The organism is Pseudomonas sp. Root569, from assembly GCF_001427465.1.
In the GTDB taxonomy this organism is placed as follows: domain Bacteria; phylum Pseudomonadota; class Gammaproteobacteria; order Pseudomonadales; family Pseudomonadaceae; genus Aquipseudomonas; species Aquipseudomonas synxantha.
The window spans coordinates 49317-65664 of record NZ_LMGQ01000010.1; the positions used below are offsets into that span (position 1 = coordinate 49317).

Here is a 16348-nt window from a genome sequence, read left to right on the forward strand (position 1 = left end):
TTTATAAATGAGCTAAGCATGATTACGCTTGTGATACCTTCGTATAATCATATTAATTATGTGTTTGGTTGCATTAAGGCCGCTCTGGCAGTCGATTTGCCAGGGCGGAAAGTTGTTGTAATTGACGATGGCTCTACAGATGGTTCTGGCGAAGCCATTGAATCCTTTATTTCAAGCTTATCCGATAGTACTATCGAGTTTATATCCAAGCCAAACGGGGGGCTTGTTTCATCACTGAACCTCGGATTAGCGAGGGCAGATATGGAGTTTATTTACCTAGTTGCATCTGATGACATCCCAGAGCCGGCCGGGATAAAAAAATGTGTCGATAAGTTAATCGCAAGTCCGAACGCGAAATTCTGTATCGGTGGCGGTTATGCTTTCTTTGATAAAACACCTGAAAATAGAGTGCCCATATACGGGGTTGCTCAGGATGATTTCTTTAGTCTGAGCCCTGATGCAATGAGTCGCAGTATTTTCTTGAATTACCCCTCTCCAATACTATTGCAATCTACCGTTTTTAAAACTGACTCTTTGAGAGCAATTGGTGGCTGGGATCCGAAGTTAATGTTAGACGATTATCCTACTTTTATAAAGTTGTTAACGCATTTCCCTATTCGCGATGTGGATTTTCTTTTTGCACCTGAGGTAAGTGTTGTTGGGTATCGGCAACACGAATCTAATAGTTATAAAAATGTAAAGAGGCAGTATTTTATGGTGCGTGAGTTGATGGAGGAACTTGCTCCGGATTATATACAGCGCAAAGCAATTGGCCGTATCTTGGCTTCTTATGTCATTTCGGCTTTGAAGAACGGTGACTTCGCCACAGCACTCGTAATGCTCCGATCGTCAAAATTTATGCACGTTGTTGCGGCCATACCGGCTGCGATAAGTTTGGTGGGAAAGAGAGTAGCAAGAAAGTCTAATTGATAGCTGAGCTCGGTACTGAGCTTGCCTACACCTTTGGTTTTACTAGTAGTTGTTAGGCGGTGGTTTAATTGAGATTATTTTTTAAGAATGCCTTAGTGTCACCTGTCTTCGTCTTACTGTTCATTACTCTGCTAATGTATTGCGCTAACTTGTTGGCTCTTGAGCAGCCTTGGGAGTGGGGGCACAGTGTTTATTTGTTGGGCGTTCTATCTTTTGTAATCGTTTACATGCTTGTATATGTATCGTTGTATTTAGGCGGTATCCCGCATCCCAAGTCTGAGCTGATCTCACCCTATAGAATAATTATCCAACTCTATTGGCTTTGTGCTTTTTTTGGTTTAGTACTGTCTCTTTACAAGATTTATGCGTTCGGCTATAACGGAAATTATGGTAGCGTTTTGTTAGCGTTGAGAATCGCGAATACTTGGGAGCACCAGCCCTCTTATGGGGCTCAGCACTTTGCTCTGTTCGCACTGTGTTTGTCGCTTTACTACGCACAGCAAAAACGAGCTTTACCTTGCCTAGTAGCAGCGCTTATTTATTTGACCTCGGCTTTCAGTATGGCGGAGAGAACAAGTATGATGTTTATATTTGTCGCTGTGGGTTATACCGCCATCAACGAGGGGTGGATAAGGCTGAAGGGGCTACTGCTGTCTTTAGCCGTTTTAATAGGTTTGTTCATCATCGTTGCCGTCGGAACCGGGAAAACTGGTGGAGATAAGGGGTATGACTTTATCCTGTTGTACCTGGGGTATGCTGTGACAGCCTTTTCACAATGGACAGAGGGTAAGGACTATTTAGGTTGTGCTGATCTGGTGTTTGGGAAATTTATTGATCTGATGTCGTTGGGATTATACTCTTGTCCGCCTCTTGATCTTGGTCTAACTGATAAAGACTTCAATGTTCTTACCTATGCAGCGTCTCCATACTTATTCGGTGGGCTACCGGCTGTCATAATATGTATGGCAATTGTCGGTGCTTTTTTTGCGATTCTTCGGGTTTTTGCAGTTAAGAGAAAAGGATATTACTTGGCAGTTCTTAGCTGTTTTATGTATGCGTTGATCATGATGTTTTATGCATGGCAATTTTCATTGACTACCTATTTATATTTAATGGCAATACTTTTTCCTCTCTTTGCGGGGAGGTTCCTTCACCCGAGTGGGCAGAAAATATCCCCGTGATCATTGCATCCCGTGAGTGAGCTCCAGGCGCGATTGGCTACGCAACGGATAACCGTAAAATTATTTGAGCTGTTGAGATCGAAATGAAAATTTTATTACTTCCAAAATATTCTCGTATGGGAGCCAGTACGCGTCTTCGAACGCTTCAGTTTTTGCCTTTTTTGGAGGCTGAAGGGTCGCAAGTTGATATTCAGACGTTGTTTGATGATAAGTATCTTGAAAACCTTTATCGGGGAAACGGCAGATCGTTTGTTTTAACGTTTAAGCAATATATTTTGCGTTTCGCTCTGCTGTTCAAGGCGGCGCGCTATGACGTTGTGTGGATCGAAAAGGAGATATTTCCATTTTGCCCTGCCTTCGCTGAAAGGTTGTTAAAGTTGTTCGGTATTCCGTATATCGTTGATTACGATGACGCGGTTTTTCACACTTATGATCTTTCTTCGAATGCTTTGGTCCGGGTTCTTTTAGGTTCCAAGATTGACACAGTGATGCGTCATGCAGGATGTGTAGTTGCAGGCAACGCCTATCTTGCGGAACGCGCGATAAAAGCGGGAGCGGCTAATGTTGAGGTGATACCGACTGTGGTCGATCATTCTCGCTACGCGAGCACACTTACACCCCCTAATAAGAAATTAGTAATAGGCTGGATTGGTTCCCCGTCAACTGAAAAATATGTCGTCCAAATTCGAGATGCTCTCAGGTTAGCATGTGAAACTTATGGTGCTCGCGTAGTTTTGATGGGGGCTAGTGAGGGCGTTATCAACGAACTTGAGGGTATTGACGTGGAGGTCCAAGCGTGGAGCGAATATGCGGAGACAGGGTTTGTTCAGGCACTCGATATCGGAATCATGCCACTGATTGATGGACTTTGGGAAAAGGGAAAGTGTGGGTATAAACTAATTCAATATATGGCTTGCGGAGTGCCGGTTATTGCGTCACCCGTGGGTGTGAATGTTGATATTGTTGAAAGCAACCAGTGTGGAATGTTAGCAACAGACATGTCGGATTGGCATCGCTGTCTTCATACACTCCTGGGCGATCGGGATTTACGTCTTTTTTATGGCAGCAAAGGGCGGCATGCAGTAGAAAATGTCTTTTCGGTGCAAGTTCAAGCTCCGCGAATCAGAGATATACTCGCCGTGGCGGCCAGTCGGGCAGGTTAGTGTAATAAGTTCTTGGGTACTGTTGCCGATGGTCTTGTTATCTCAATTTAATTATCAAGGCTTCTCTCGCGCTTACTTTCGCGGCCTTAATCGGGATTAATTAAAATGTGTGGATTAAGCGGTCTTTTCGATCCGTCCAAGCGCGCTGAGCTTCACGATGTTATCTCCAAAATGAACGATGCCATAGCGTATCGCGGGCCTGATGATTCGGGTATTTGGATTGATGACATTGGACTTGCGTTGGGACACAGACGACTGGCGATTGTTGACCTCACCAGCGCGGGCCACCAGCCGATGCATTCCCACGACCAGCGCTATGTCTTGGCTTTCAATGGAGAGATCTATAATCATCTCGCGTTGCGCAATCAACTTGAGTCAGAAGGTAGTAGTACTCCTTGGGCGGGCCATTCCGATACCGAAGTCTTGTTGGCATGTCTTGCTCGGTGGGGCATCGAGAACGCGCTGAAGTCGCTGGTCGGCATGTTCGCGTTTGCGCTTTGGGATAGGCAAGAGCAGGTATTGACTCTGGCTCGTGATCGAGTGGGCGAGAAGCCTCTTTATTGGGGGTGGCAGGATAATACTTTGCTATTTGGATCTGAGTTGAGTGCGGTGAAGGCGTATCCGGAGTTTAAAGCCGAGATCGACCGTAATTCGCTCTCTCTTATGTTACGCCATAATTGTATTCCCGCGCCTTACAGTATTTATAAGGGCATTTCAAAACTCCGTGCTGGGCACTACGTGTCTTTGAGCCTGAGTGATATTGCCGCTGCAAAGGGTTCCGTATCTCAAGCCTACTGGTCGGTCAACGATGCCGTTACTGCAGGGCTGGCTAATCCTTTTAAGGGTTCGCCGAAGGAAGCGACCGACGCACTGGAGAATCAGCTCCGACTAAGTATCGGGCAGCAGATGTTGGCTGATGTTCCACTCGGTGCGTTCTTGAGTGGTGGCGTCGACAGCAGCACAGTTGTTGCGTTGATGCAGGCCCAAAGCAAACAATCTGTTCGTACCTTTACCATTGGCTTTGACGAAAGTGGTTATGACGAGGCGGTCCATGCGAAGGCCGTGGCAAAGCACTTGGGAACACAGCATACGGAGCTCTACGTGCGCCCCAATGATGCCCTCGCGGTTATCCCAAAGCTTGCATCCATGTACTGCGAGCCGTTTAGTGATAGTTCGCAAATTCCGACATTCTTGGTCAGTCATATGGCCAGGAGAGAGGTTACCGTTGTACTTAGCGGTGATGGCGGTGATGAGCTGTTCGGTGGCTATAACCGGTATCTAACAGCGCGGCAGGTCTGGCAGAAAATGCATCGCTTGCCCGGTTTTGCGCGCAGTGCGACTGCTAAAATGCTGCGTGCTTTATCGCCGAGTGCATGGGATCAATTGTTTCAGTTGAGTAAGCCTATGCTGCCCAAACGCTTGCACCTAGCGACCCCCGGAGATAAAGCGCATAAACTGGCCTCGGTACTCGGTATTGCCAGTGGCGAAGACTTTTATCATCAACTGAACAGCCATTGGGACGACCCTGCTAGTGTTGTAATCGGAGCGCATGAACCGGAAACGCTATTCACCGACAAAGTCACATGGCCTGTAACCGATAGCTTTGAGCATTGGATGATGGCGATGGACATGCAGACTTATATGACCGACGATATTCTGGTCAAGGTAGACCGCGCATCGATGGCCGTCAGTCTGGAGTCGCGCGTACCAATGCTTGATCATCGAGTTATTGAGCTAGCTTGGCGCATGCCTCTGGACCTGAAAATCCGGGATAATCAGGGCAAATGGTTATTGCGGGAGGTTTTATATCGCTATGTGCCTAAAGAGCTTATTGAGCGCCCTAAGCAGGGCTTTGGTATCCCACTGGACAGTTGGCTCAGAGGGCCTTTGAGAGAATGGGCGGAGAATCTTCTCGATGAAGGACGCTTGCGTCGAGAGGGGTACTTTCATCCTGAGCCCGTCCGGAAAAAGTGGGCGGAACACTTGAGCGGACGTAGAAATTGGCAGCATCACTTGTGGGATATTCTTATGTTTCAAGCTTGGCTGGAAGAGCAATAAAACATGAATTTTCTATTAATCGCCAGCTATCCTGATTCTTTGATCAACTTTCGCGGGCCTTTATTGGACGCGTTGCTTGCTAGAGGCCTGACCGTGCATGTCGCGGCGCCGGATCTTTCTTCGGATAGCTCTGTGAGGATGCGTCTGGAAGAGAAAGGCATGATCGTGCACGAAATTCCGCTGCGCAGAGTCGGCATGAACCCTTTTGCCGACTTTTTCACCCTCATTTCGCTTTGTAAGTTGATAGCGCGTGTGAAACCAGATGCCGTCTTAGCTTATACGGTGAAGCCGGTTATCTATGGTTTGCTCGCGGCTCGATTGATGAAAGTTCGCCGGCGTTTTGCGCTGATTACCGGTCTAGGTTATGCATTTCAGGGATCGAGTAATGGGGAAGGGGAGCGCCGTGGTTTGCTTCGTGCCTTAGTGCAACGTTTGTATGCTGTATCCCTGCGATCTGCGACCCGAGTTTTCTTTCAGAACCCCGATGACCAGGCGTTATTCCAACAACTCAGACTGATCGGATCTGAAACGCCTTCTACTGTAGTGAACGGTTCGGGTGTTGATTTGGGCGACTTTAATGTCGTCCCCCTACCTGGAAAAATCAGCTTTCTCTTGATTGCCCGGCTCCTCGGCGACAAAGGCGTGCGTGAGTTTGTCGGTGCCGCGAGGGCCATAAAGGCTGAGTATGAACATGTCGTGTTCAAGGTCGTTGGATGGATCGATGAAAATCCTGATGCGATTCTGCAAGAAGAACTGGATGCGTGGGTCGGTGATGGTACATTGGAGTTCCTAGGTCGCTTGCAGGATGTCAGGCCGGCAATTGCAGACTCGTCTGTTTATGTATTGCCATCTTATAGAGAGGGAACGCCTCGCACCGTTCTTGAGGCCATGGCAATGGGCAGACCTGTTATCACCACGGACGCTCCTGGTTGTCGCGAAACAGTGGCTGATGGGGAAAATGGTTTTTTGATACCGGTTAAGGATGTCGAAAGGCTCACCTCTGCGATGTTGAAGTTTATTAACTCGTCAGAGCTTATTTCGAGTATGGGAAAAAAATCTCGGACGTTGGCGGAGCTTAAGTATGACGTTAAAAAAGTTAACGCTGTTATGTTGCAGGGAATGGGTATTTAACAGTATTGGAAATGCTAATTCGTTTATTGACTTTGCCTGAAGGCCTCAGTGAAAGGTGCTGCAATAGCGTTGAAGCCTGACTATAATCTTTGTTGAGATAAAAATGCTTAAACGTTCATTTGATATTTTTGCTTCCGTGTGTGGCCTGATTTTATTTGGCCCCGTCATGATCATAGTCGCATGGCTGGTCAAACGAAAGCTCGGTTCTCCAGTGTTGTTTAGTCAAATAAGACCCGGTTTAAATGCCAAACCTTTCAAAATGATGAAGTTCCGGACGATGCTTGACGCTGTCGACCAGCATGGCAATCCGTTGCCTGACGCGCAGCGTATGACACTCTTCGGAAGCTTCTTGCGCTCCAGTAGTTTGGACGAGTTGCCAGGTTTGCTGAATGTTCTGAAAGGAGACATGAGCTTGGTCGGACCCAGGCCTCTTCTTATGGAGTATTTGCCGCTGTACAGCGCCGAACAGTATCGCCGTCATTGCGTAAGGCCTGGGGTAACCGGCTGGGCTCAAGTCAACGGTAGAAACTCGGTAAGCTGGGAAGAGAAATTCAAGCTGGATGTTTGGTATGTGGATAATAATTCGCTATGGCTTGACCTGAAAATTATTATACTGACGATCAAAAAGGTTGTCGTCAGGGATGGAATCAACGCTGATGGCGAAGCTACCATGAGTAAGTTTACGGGATCCAAATAAATAAGCGGGGGAGCTTGGGTGGAAGGGATATTCTGACCAAGCGTTTGAGTTTCTTAACTTTGTCTTGATAAAATTTAAGGTGTTATTTATGTTGGGAACATCATTTTCCCCCTGGCCCTCGTTCACCGAAGAAGAGGCCAACGCCGTTCGTGATGTCATACTGTCCAACAAGGTCAACTATTGGACTGGGCAGGAAGCTCGCCAGTTTGAGCGCGAGTTTGCCTCTTGGTCAGGCACCGATTACGCGATTGCACTTGCCAACGGCACCGTTGCGCTGGACCTGGCCCTCATCGCGTTGGGCATAGGTGAAGGCGATGAAGTCATCGTAACGTCGCGAACGTTTCTGGCCTCGGTTTCTAGCATCGTTAATGCAGGGGCCACACCCATTTTTGCCGATGTGGATCGTGACTCGCAAAACTTTACAGCGCAATCCATTGAAGCGGTGTTAACGCCTCGCACTCGTGCAGTTATTTGTGTGCATCTCGCGGGCTGGCCGTGCGATATGGACCCAATCATGGACCTTGCCGCTCAGCATGATTTGATGGTCATTGAGGATTGCGCGCAGGCTCATGGTGCTTATTACAAAGGTCGTCCGGTCGGTTCTATCGGGCATGTCGGTGCTTGGTCATTCTGTCAGGATAAAATCATGACCACGGGTGGCGAGGGGGGGATGGTGACCACTAACGACCGTACGCTCTGGGTTGATATGTGGGCTTATAAAGATCATGGCAAGAGTTGGGAAGCTGTCTATGAGCGTCAACACGCCCCCGGTTTTCGCTGGCTGCACGAAAGTTTTGGTACCAACTGGCGGATGTTGGAGGTCCAAGCTGTCATTGGCAGAATTCAGTTGCGTAGAATGAAGGCGTGGCAAGCTCTGCGCGAGCAGAACGCCACCCGTATATGGGACGCTGCTCGTGAGCTACCAGCATTAAGGGTTCCACTGTTTTCTGAGGATAGTGTTCACGCAGCTTATAAATGCTACGTGTTTGTACGGCCAGAGCAGTTAAAGGACGGCTGGTCTCGGGATCGAATACTGAGCGAAATCGCGGCACGTGGTGTCCCCGCTTTTTCAGGCTCTTGTTCCGAGGTTTACCTGGAAAAAGCATTCGATAATACTGGGTTGCGACCTGCTCAGCGTCTGGCAAATGCAAAGGAATTGGGTGAGACGAGTATGATGTTCCTGGTGCACCCAACGTTGACCCGCGCCGAAATGGACCTCACGTGCCAAGTAATAATCGATGTCGTTACAGAGGCTTCGATCGGATAGCACTTGTGGATGTGTCACTGCGTATGTGTATGAATGAACGGTTTGGTTGGTACCGGAGAGGTGTTTAAGGTATATATGGATAGCTTACGAACGTATTTGTTGAGTCTTCCACGACGGCAGAAGCGTATTTTGCAAGTGGCTACAGATGTTGTTCTGGTCTGGGCCGCGCTGTGGTTGGCGTTTGTCGTTCGGCTGGGAATGGATGAGATGAGCAATCCGGTCAAGCTTCATTTGTGGTTGTTCATATGTGCTCCCGTCGTTGCTGTCCCATTGTTCATTCGCTTCGGCATGTATCGGGCCGTAATGCGCTACTTCGGCAATGATGCCCTTATCGCGATCGTCAAAGCCGTTAGCCTTTCATCATTAGTTCTAGGGTTTGTTGTTTATTGGTACAGCAACCATCAGAGCGTTGTGCCGCGTTCAATTATTTTCAACTATTGGTGGCTCAGCCTGATCATGGTGGGCGGTTTGCGCTTGGCAATGCGCCAGTATTTCTTAGGTGACTGGTTTGCTGCGGCCCAGCATGTACCATTCACAAGCCGTGAAGATGGTCTGCCTCGCGTGGCCATATATGGCGCAGGTGCTGCGGGTAATCAGTTGGTAGCTGCTTTGCGCATGGGGCGTGTTATGCGACCTGTCGCATTTATTGACGACGACACTAGTATTTCTGATCGAGTAATCTCCGGCCTGCAGGTCTATAAACCTAAACATATTCAGCGAATGATTGATGCTACTGGCGCTCAGGAAATTCTCCTGGCGATTCCTTCGTCAAATCGAGCTCGTCGCCGAGAAATTTTGGGGTTTCTCGAGTGTTTTCCGCTGCACGTGCGAAGTGTGCCAGGGTTTATGGACTTGGCCAGTGGGCGGGTTAAGGTGGATGATATCCAAGAGGTGGATATCGCTGACTTGCTGGGGCGAGATGCTGTTCCCGCACAGGATGAGTTGCTGGAGCACTGCATCAAAGAGCAGTGTGTGCTGGTTACCGGGGCGGGCGGGTCAATCGGTTCGGAGCTATGCCGGCAGATTTTGTCGCTTCGTCCTACCACGTTGTTACTGTTTGAGCACAGTGAGTTTAATCTCTACAGTATTTTGTCAGAGCTCGAGCAGCGTATTACCCGTGAATCCCTCTCTGTACGTCTGTTGCCAATATTGGGTTCTGTTCGCAATGAGGGCAAGTTGCTGGACGTCATGAAAACCTGGCGTGTTGACACGGTTTATCATGCTGCCGCCTATAAACATGTGCCGATGGTCGAACACAACATTGCCGAAGGTGTGATGAATAATGTGATCGGTACGTTGAATACTGCCCAAGCAGCGCTGCAGGCCGGTGTTTCAAACTTTGTATTGATTTCAACCGACAAGGCTGTGCGACCGACCAATGTGATGGGTAGTACCAAGCGCCTAGCCGAGTTGACATTACAAGCCCTCAGCCGTGAGTTGGCACCTGTCTTGTTTGGGGATACGACAAAGATCCTGCGGGTTAATAAAACGCGCTTCACCATGGTTCGTTTTGGCAATGTGCTTGGATCGTCTGGCTCAGTGATTCCACTCTTTCACAAGCAAATTAAATCTGGTGGCCCGCTCACCGTTACACATCCGAAAATCACCCGTTATTTCATGACTATTCCTGAAGCCGCCCAGTTGGTAATTCAGGCTGGATCAATGGGGCAGGGCGGAGATGTGTTTGTATTGGACATGGGAGAACCGGTTAGAATCGTCGAGCTGGCCGAAAAAATGATTCACTTGTCAGGGTTGAGTTTGCGCACTGAAAAAAATCCCCACGGCGATATCGCGATTGAGTTCACCGGTCTGCGGCCAGGAGAAAAGCTCTACGAGGAGCTGCTGATAGGCAATAACGTCGTTGCCACACAGCACCCTATGATTATGAGTGCCAATGAGGATCACATTGCTTGGGACGTTCTTAAGATCAAGCTGACAGAGCTACTTTCGGCAGTAGATCAGGACGATTACGCTCGTGTTCGCCAGTTGCTTCGAGATACAGTCAGTGGCTACACACCTGATGGTGAAATTGTTGATTGGATTTATCAGCAGCGCCGCTTGGAACCTTAATGTATAGAACATGAATACGTGACGGCGCGAGGATACGAATAACCGGACTATCATCATAGTCCGGTTTTTTTAGTATTCGTAAAACCCAGAGTTGGTCTTTCGCCCCAACTTGTTTGCCCTGACCATCTTCCTCAGTAAAGGGTGGGCTCTGTATTTTGGATCGCCTGTCTCGTTGTGCAGGGTCTCCATAATCGAAAGATTAACATCATTTCCGATCAAGTCCGCCAAGGCAAGAGGGCCAATGGGATGGTTTGCGCCAAGCTTCATTGCCTTGTCTATCTCCTCGGCACTGGCGACGCCTTCTGCGAGTATTCCGATAGCTTCGTTGATCATCGGAATCAACATTCTGTTGACAATGAATCCGGGCGCCTCGTTAACCAATACCGGCTCTTTCCCCAAGCTTTTTGCGAAATTGAACGCCCAAGTTTCGGTTTCTTTACAGGTAGAGAGGCCGACAATTACTTCGACAAGCTTCATGACTGGAGCGGGGTTAAAAAAATGCAGGCCTATGACATTTTCCGGTTTTTTTGTAAGGCTTGCTAACTCAGTAATTGATAGTGATGAGGTGTTTGAGGCTATTAGTGATGTAGTGTCCGCATACTGTGCGATTTCACGGAATATCCCGTGTTTTATGGACATGTCCTCGGAAACAGCTTCAATAATCAAGTCACAATTTTTTAATGCTTCATAGTGGTGAGCTGTCTGGATTTTCTGAGAGAATCTCGAAACGTCTTCTGCCGCTAATCTTTTTTTATTAATCATGCGCTCCCACAGAGCGTTCAGGTTTTCAAAAGCTTCTTCACTGCTTGCTTGAGAGCGGCCTATCCAGACTATAGAAGCAGTCGCATCAGATTGCGCGAGTACTTGGACGATTCCCTTTCCCATCGTGCCTGAGCCGATGACGGCAACCTTGACTTCTTTCATATTAAATATATTCCTTTACTCTTAGGAAGACCGCAATGGTTTTGCAGGGTTTCCAAATACGGTAGTGTATGGGGCGACACTTTTGGTCACTACTGAACCCATGCCAACGACAGCACCTTCACCGATCACGATTGGCCTATCCGGTGTGCCCTGTCGAATCATCGCGCCAGTACCAATATAGGCATGATTTTCGATTACGACGCTTCCATTGCATTGCACATTGGGGGCAAACGTCACGTAGTCACCGATTACACAGTCATGCGCAATGTATGAGTAAAGGTTAGCGTGAAAAAATTTACCAATGGTTGCGTTCGAAGTAACAGTAGTAAAAGGGCAAAAAACAGCACCCTCGCCAATAATGTTGTGACTCAGATTAATTGCGTTCGATGCTGAGATTGAGAATGGCTTTGCACCCAGTTCTATGAACCTCTCGGCGATGGTCTGTCTAGTTTTGCTGTTGGCGATCGTAATGTTGAAGAACTTATCGCCATCCATTTTCATAAAGCTTTCGGTATCGACCACGGTATAACCGTTGATGGCCTTGTCTTGAAAATGGTCATCCACGAATAAAATTTCGAAATTTTCGTGGGATGATATTTCAGTCATTTGAGTGACGAGGGGGGCGACCTCTCTACCAAACCCTCCGGCCCCTACGATTGCATAAATTTTCATCTTTAGCTGGTCCTTAAGCTTAATCAGGATTGACCTTGGCTCAAGCAATTCTACAGGTGAATAGTGTCAGTGTCAGTGTCAGGAGTAGAGTTTTACAGCTTGTCTGAGGCACTCAGGCTGGTTTCTCGATCGCTCGTTATACGCCTTTTGGGGTGGTGGCTGAATAGTGGCATGGTCTATTAGGCCTCTGCCCTGGCACGTGCCACCCGGCTGGCCAAAAAACTGATAAGAAACGCGGTCTGTTAAAAGTGACCTATAACACTGCTTAAGCTCAGGTATGTTTTCTAATTGTCGATCGTTAGGAGGGCGTGCGTTCGGAATGCCGAGGGCTCAGCCTGGGGGCGCACGCTCTACCAGTAGACGAAAGGGTTTATTGCTCAGAAAACTCTTCAATCCATTTGGACACGATATCTTTCGGATAGCCGCGATGGAAGTGCCTGCGCCAAGGGTATGCGCTTTCTCCTGAACCATCCTTCAGCTTAATTTTGCTAGTATTGCAAATCAGTTTTGCGGGAGATCCAGCGACTACCGTATCTTGAGCTACATCTCGGCTGACGGAGCTGTGCGCACCGACTAATGCTCCTCTTTTAACCGTAACGCCTGGCAGGATGACGGACATTGTAGCAATCACCGAAAACTCTTCGATCTTAACGCCGGACATTATTTCGCTCGGCGGGTGAGGATCGTTGGTTAATACAACATAGGGGAATATCCATACATAGTTTTCTATTGTTGAATGTTGTCCTATGTGGACATTGCTATGGCATTTTACGTAATTTCCAATTTCGCAGTGTCCTTGTATATCGCCAAGTGTTCCTATCTGAAAGCCCGCCCCGGCGGTAGTCAGTTCTCTGATTGTAACTCTGTGCCCTGTCGTGAGGTTGTCACCAAACGAAGACCCTTCATAAAAAACACAATGTGAACGAATAATGGACGCTTTTCCAATAATCAACGGACGTCCATTTGCCAGTTTGGTTGGTAAGCCAATTTCGCAGTAGGCACCAATTTCTGTATCATCGCCGATGGTTACGTTTTTATGGACGATACTATAGGGGCCAATTTTAACGTTGCTGCCAATTTTTGCATCGGGGTCAATAACTGCGGTTGCATGTATCATAAATTTTTCCGCTGGTAAATAAGATATGAGGGGCGCTTTTGTAGCAGTATCAATGTGCTAAGCTGACGTCTAACGGAAAATCATAGTATCTAATTAGTCGGGAGAGATGAAGCGCTGGCGCCGTAATCCGTGAAGGGCTGTGAGTCGCTCCTGCCGTTTCCTCCGGCATAAGTGGCCGTTTGAGTGCTAACCGCTTGCTGTCCTTCGATTTTTTCACACGGGGCGGGCGGTGACTGTGAGACCGTCACATCATGCGAGATTGGGTGTCGGTGGTTCGTCCAGACTAGTGCGACAGCGGACATTGAAGGTGTGCACCAGTGCCGCTCGAGATGAGAGCGTAGAGATTTCACAAAAGGCCGTAATATCCATTGAGTCATTCTTTATCGGTACGTAACATACGCCGATTTTTGATGCCCTACGTGAACCATCGGCAATGGTTAAGCATGTGGTTGAAAATCCTATAAAATTTTTAAAAATAACCATAATTAATACGGCGCACCCATCTATGCGAGAGCGGTTCTCATATCATCACAATCAGCATATTGACTACCGTCCAGATGTTGACGGGCTCCGCGCTTTTGCGGTTCTGGCGGTTGTTATTTTTCATGCGTTTCCATTGGCGCTAAAGGGTGGTTTCATAGGCGTAGATATTTTTTTTGTTATTTCAGGTTACTTGATTTCCAATATAATTTTCAAGAGTTTAGATAAGGGGCATTTTAGCTTTGTTGAGTTCTATATTCGTCGAGTTAGACGGATATTCCCAGCGCTGATCCTTATGATGCTTGCCTGCTTTACAGCTGGTTGGTTCTTGTTGATGGCGGTGGAGTTCAAGTTTGTTGGGAAGCACATCGCGGCCGGGATTGCATTCGTTCAAAATATTATATTGTTCCAAGAGTCAGGGTATTTTGATACCGCTTCCGAATTAAAACCGCTGTTGCACTTGTGGTCGCTGGGGATAGAGGAACAATTTTATTTGCTTTTCCCGCTCTTGGCATTGTGCTTATGGAAGGTTAGACGCCTTGCCCTCTACGTATTGATTATATGCGTATTGTTGTCCTTTGGTATCAATATCAGCGATGTCAAAAGCGAACCCTCGGCTGCTTTCTATTTGCCGGTAGGGCGTGCATGGGAGCTGCTGGTTGGTAGCTTGCTCGCATATGAGAGTCTATACAATAGATGCACGCTGACTGGGGCATTGGCGTCATGTGGCGTCAGGAATGAGTTGACTGAGCGTCTGGCGCCGTTGGTTCGTAATGCGATTGCTGTTGCTGGTTTTTTACTGCTGGTCGTCGCGCTCTGCACTATTCATAAGGGGCTGCCTTTTCCGGGAGGCATAGCCGTTGCGCCTGTTTTGGGCGCTGCGCTGATCATCCTCGCGGGCCCTCACGCATGGGTAAATCGCAGCCTATTCTCGCTTCGGCCAATTGTCTGGTTGGGTTTGATCAGTTATCCCCTCTATCTGTGGCATTGGCCGATTCTAACCTTTCTGAAAATCATTAATGTTGATATACCTACGATTGGAATGGTTTTGGCGGCGGTTTTATTAAGTATTGTTCTTGCGGCCGCAACCTATCTATTTTTAGAAAAGCCGTTTCGATCGATCGCTCCCTCCAAGAAAAACAGTGCCATCCTATTACTGCTCGGTGTAATTATGGGCGTGGCAGGGGGTACTGTTTTTATAAAAAATGGTCTGCCTGAACGAATGCCTGAACGCGAAGCCTTTGCTCAGTACTTTGAGAATTCATGGCCTGAACAGGCTTATGTTGCCAAGCATGGTCTTGCAAAAACGTACCGCTTGGAGTGCGACTTTTTTGACTTCGATAGCTATCGTGAAGGTCATCCTACCAACGATCCTATCGAGCGTATCGCTGAGTCGTGTTATACGCCACAGACTAATACCTCCGTCATGATTTGGGGCGATTCTCATGCACAACAACTTTATCATGGGCTTCGTGAAGAAATTCCAAGTGACGTTTCGATCTTACAAGTTGCAACGTCTGGCTGCATGGCTTATTTGCCAAACGCTGATTATCCAAGAGCGAAAAATTGTGAAAAGTCTAATGCACTTGCTTTGAGCGTGATAAAGGAAAAAAGACCAGCGGTGGTGATTGTTGCCCAGTTTTCTGGACTGGATAAGTCGAATGACTTAAAGGCGCTGGCGAGTCAGCTAAAAAGTTATGGCGTGGGCGATTTAATTGTCGTGGGCCCCGTGCCTCGCTATAATCGACCGCTCTACCAGCTGATCGTTCGTAAGTATTGGCCAGATCCGCCACGTAAGATGACCACTCATTTTATTTCGGAAGTTCAAGAAACTGATGAGTCTCTTAAACAGCTCTATGGCAGCGGGCAGGGTGGGTTTGATTATCTTTCTGCTCGAGACGTGTTCTGTGACAGTGAAGGATGTTTGGCTTATTTAGGCGCAGATCCTAAGGAGGGGCTAGTAACGTTTGATTACGGCCACTTAACGGCTGTCGCCTCAGTATTCTTATCTAGAAGTACACTTGCGCCATTGGTGATGAGCAAGTTGCATCGGGCGTTTGATAGTCAAAAAATTGATCCTCTGAAAATGAGTTATGAGTGACAGTATGTGTATGCTGAATAGAAGTAATCACACTCTGTAACGTAGCCACTTTTGACTCTCGCCCAACATCATCTAGGTTTGAGAAGCAGCTTCGGAAAAGCTGCTTTTCTCTTACCGATGTCATGGAGCGTCACCAATGCAAAACCTCTACATTTCCTCCCTCATCTTCGCCTTCCTCACCAGCCTCTCCGTCGCCACCACCGCTGCGCCGTTCATCAAGCCGGAAGCTCCAACCCCTATCTCCGCCCAAATGACCAAGACCGAGCAATCCACCAAGGTCAACCTCAACGCCGCCGACGCAGAAACCCTGCGCCGCGATCTGTTTGGTATCGGCGCCTCCAAGGCAAAGGCAATCATCGCCTATCGCGAAAGCAACGGCCCATTCACGGCCGTGGATGAATTGTTGGAGGTAAAAGGCATCGGCAAGGCGTTGCTGGATAAGAATCGCGACAGGCTGGTTATAAATTGAGGATGTAGATACAGCCCAGAAGGCCGGTCATTGACCGGCCTTTCCGTTAGCAGGGACTCGCCCATCGCGCACCATTGGCATGAAACGT

The 16348-nt window shown here is 47.9% G+C and carries 13 protein-coding genes; 10 read left to right on the forward strand and 3 right to left on the reverse strand.

What is annotated here, in order from left to right; genetic code table 11:
- Nucleotides 1-18: 18 nt before the first annotated feature.
- From ASD70_RS10815 to ASD70_RS10850, 8 genes are all read left to right on the forward strand, one after another.
- The gene (locus ASD70_RS10815; RefSeq protein ID WP_056846409.1) at nt 19-930 is read left to right on the forward strand and encodes a glycosyltransferase family A protein; all 912 of its coding nucleotides are present in this window, start codon (nt 19-21) and stop codon (nt 928-930) included.
- 95 nt (nt 931-1025) lie between these two features.
- The gene (locus tag ASD70_RS10820) at nt 1026-2111 is read left to right on the forward strand and encodes an O-antigen polymerase (protein WP_056846410.1); all 1086 of its coding nucleotides are present in this window, start codon (nt 1026-1028) and stop codon (nt 2109-2111) included.
- A gap of 83 nt (nt 2112-2194) precedes the next feature.
- Nucleotides 2195-3274, forward strand: a complete 1080-nt coding sequence (locus ASD70_RS10825) for a glycosyltransferase family 4 protein (protein WP_056846411.1) — start codon at nt 2195-2197, stop codon at nt 3272-3274.
- A gap of 105 nt (nt 3275-3379) precedes the next feature.
- The gene (asnB, locus tag ASD70_RS10830; protein WP_056846412.1) at nt 3380-5332 is read left to right on the forward strand and encodes an asparagine synthase (glutamine-hydrolyzing); all 1953 of its coding nucleotides are present in this window, start codon (nt 3380-3382) and stop codon (nt 5330-5332) included.
- 3 nt (nt 5333-5335) lie between these two features.
- Nucleotides 5336-6463, forward strand: coding sequence for a glycosyltransferase family 4 protein (locus ASD70_RS10835; RefSeq protein ID WP_056846413.1), 1128 nt, complete (start codon nt 5336-5338; stop codon nt 6461-6463).
- A 103-nt stretch (nt 6464-6566) separates the two neighbouring features.
- Nucleotides 6567-7160 carry a sugar transferase gene (locus ASD70_RS10840; RefSeq protein WP_056846414.1) on the forward strand — a complete coding sequence of 198 codons (594 nt, stop codon included), beginning with the start codon at nt 6567-6569 and terminating at the stop codon, nt 7158-7160.
- An 88-nt stretch (nt 7161-7248) separates the two neighbouring features.
- Nucleotides 7249-8427: a DegT/DnrJ/EryC1/StrS family aminotransferase gene (locus ASD70_RS10845; protein ID WP_056846415.1), complete on the forward strand. Its 1179-nt coding sequence runs from the start codon at nt 7249-7251 to the stop codon at nt 8425-8427.
- 75 nt (nt 8428-8502) lie between these two features.
- On the forward strand, nt 8503-10497 hold the full coding sequence (locus ASD70_RS10850) for a polysaccharide biosynthesis protein (RefSeq protein ID WP_056846429.1): 1995 nt from the start codon (nt 8503-8505) through the stop codon (nt 10495-10497).
- Nucleotides 10498-10566: 69 nt separating this feature from the next.
- On the opposite strand, the gene ASD70_RS10855 is transcribed toward ASD70_RS10850, so the two are convergent.
- The 3 genes from ASD70_RS10855 to ASD70_RS28295 all read right to left on the reverse strand — a co-directional run bounded on the left by ASD70_RS10855 (nt 10567) and on the right by ASD70_RS28295 (nt 13210).
- The gene (locus tag ASD70_RS10855; RefSeq protein WP_056846416.1) at nt 10567-11421 is read right to left on the reverse strand and encodes a 3-hydroxyacyl-CoA dehydrogenase family protein; all 855 of its coding nucleotides are present in this window, start codon (nt 11419-11421) and stop codon (nt 10567-10569) included.
- Nucleotides 11422-11442: 21 nt separating this feature from the next.
- Nucleotides 11443-12093 (reverse strand): acetyltransferase, encoded by a 651-nt coding sequence (locus ASD70_RS10860; RefSeq protein WP_056846417.1) that lies wholly within the window; start codon nt 12091-12093, stop codon nt 11443-11445.
- A gap of 370 nt (nt 12094-12463) precedes the next feature.
- Nucleotides 12464-13210 (reverse strand): N-acetyltransferase, encoded by a 747-nt coding sequence (locus ASD70_RS28295; RefSeq protein WP_081214415.1) that lies wholly within the window; start codon nt 13208-13210, stop codon nt 12464-12466.
- Between the two features lie 433 nt (nt 13211-13643).
- Here ASD70_RS28295 and ASD70_RS10865 point away from each other — a divergent pair, with 433 nt between their 5' ends.
- Nucleotides 13644-15791 carry an acyltransferase family protein gene (locus tag ASD70_RS10865; RefSeq protein ID WP_082363205.1) on the forward strand — a complete coding sequence of 716 codons (2148 nt, stop codon included), beginning with the start codon at nt 13644-13646 and terminating at the stop codon, nt 15789-15791.
- A 136-nt stretch (nt 15792-15927) separates the two neighbouring features.
- Nucleotides 15928-16260: a ComEA family DNA-binding protein gene (locus ASD70_RS10870; RefSeq protein WP_046071559.1), complete on the forward strand. Its 333-nt coding sequence runs from the start codon at nt 15928-15930 to the stop codon at nt 16258-16260.
- Nucleotides 16261-16348: the final 88 nt, after the last annotated feature.

Bases quoted from the DNA above. Each gene is read 5' to 3' on its own strand.
- ASD70_RS10825 (WP_056846411.1), top strand. From the start codon at position 2,195: ATGAAAATTTTATTACTTCCAAAATATTCTCGTATGGGAGCCAGTACG.
- ASD70_RS10860 (WP_056846417.1), bottom strand. From the start codon at position 12,093: ATGAAAATTTATGCAATCGTAGGGGCCGGAGGGTTTGGTAGAGAGGTC.
- ASD70_RS10835 (WP_056846413.1), top strand. From the start codon at position 5,336: ATGAATTTTCTATTAATCGCCAGCTATCCTGATTCTTTGATCAACTTT.
- asnB (WP_056846412.1), top strand. From the start codon at position 3,380: ATGTGTGGATTAAGCGGTCTTTTCGATCCGTCCAAGCGCGCTGAGCTT.
- ASD70_RS10850 (WP_056846429.1), top strand. From the start codon at position 8,503: ATGGATAGCTTACGAACGTATTTGTTGAGTCTTCCACGACGGCAGAAG.
- ASD70_RS28295 (WP_081214415.1), bottom strand. From the start codon at position 13,210: ATGATACATGCAACCGCAGTTATTGACCCCGATGCAAAAATTGGCAGC.
- ASD70_RS10840 (WP_056846414.1), top strand. From the start codon at position 6,567: ATGCTTAAACGTTCATTTGATATTTTTGCTTCCGTGTGTGGCCTGATT.
- ASD70_RS10855 (WP_056846416.1), bottom strand. From the start codon at position 11,421: ATGAAAGAAGTCAAGGTTGCCGTCATCGGCTCAGGCACGATGGGAAAG.
- ASD70_RS10815 (WP_056846409.1), top strand. From the start codon at position 19: ATGATTACGCTTGTGATACCTTCGTATAATCATATTAATTATGTGTTT.
- ASD70_RS10845 (WP_056846415.1), top strand. From the start codon at position 7,249: ATGTTGGGAACATCATTTTCCCCCTGGCCCTCGTTCACCGAAGAAGAG.
- ASD70_RS10870 (WP_046071559.1), top strand. From the start codon at position 15,928: ATGCAAAACCTCTACATTTCCTCCCTCATCTTCGCCTTCCTCACCAGC.
- ASD70_RS10865 (WP_082363205.1), top strand. From the start codon at position 13,644: ATGGTTAAGCATGTGGTTGAAAATCCTATAAAATTTTTAAAAATAACC.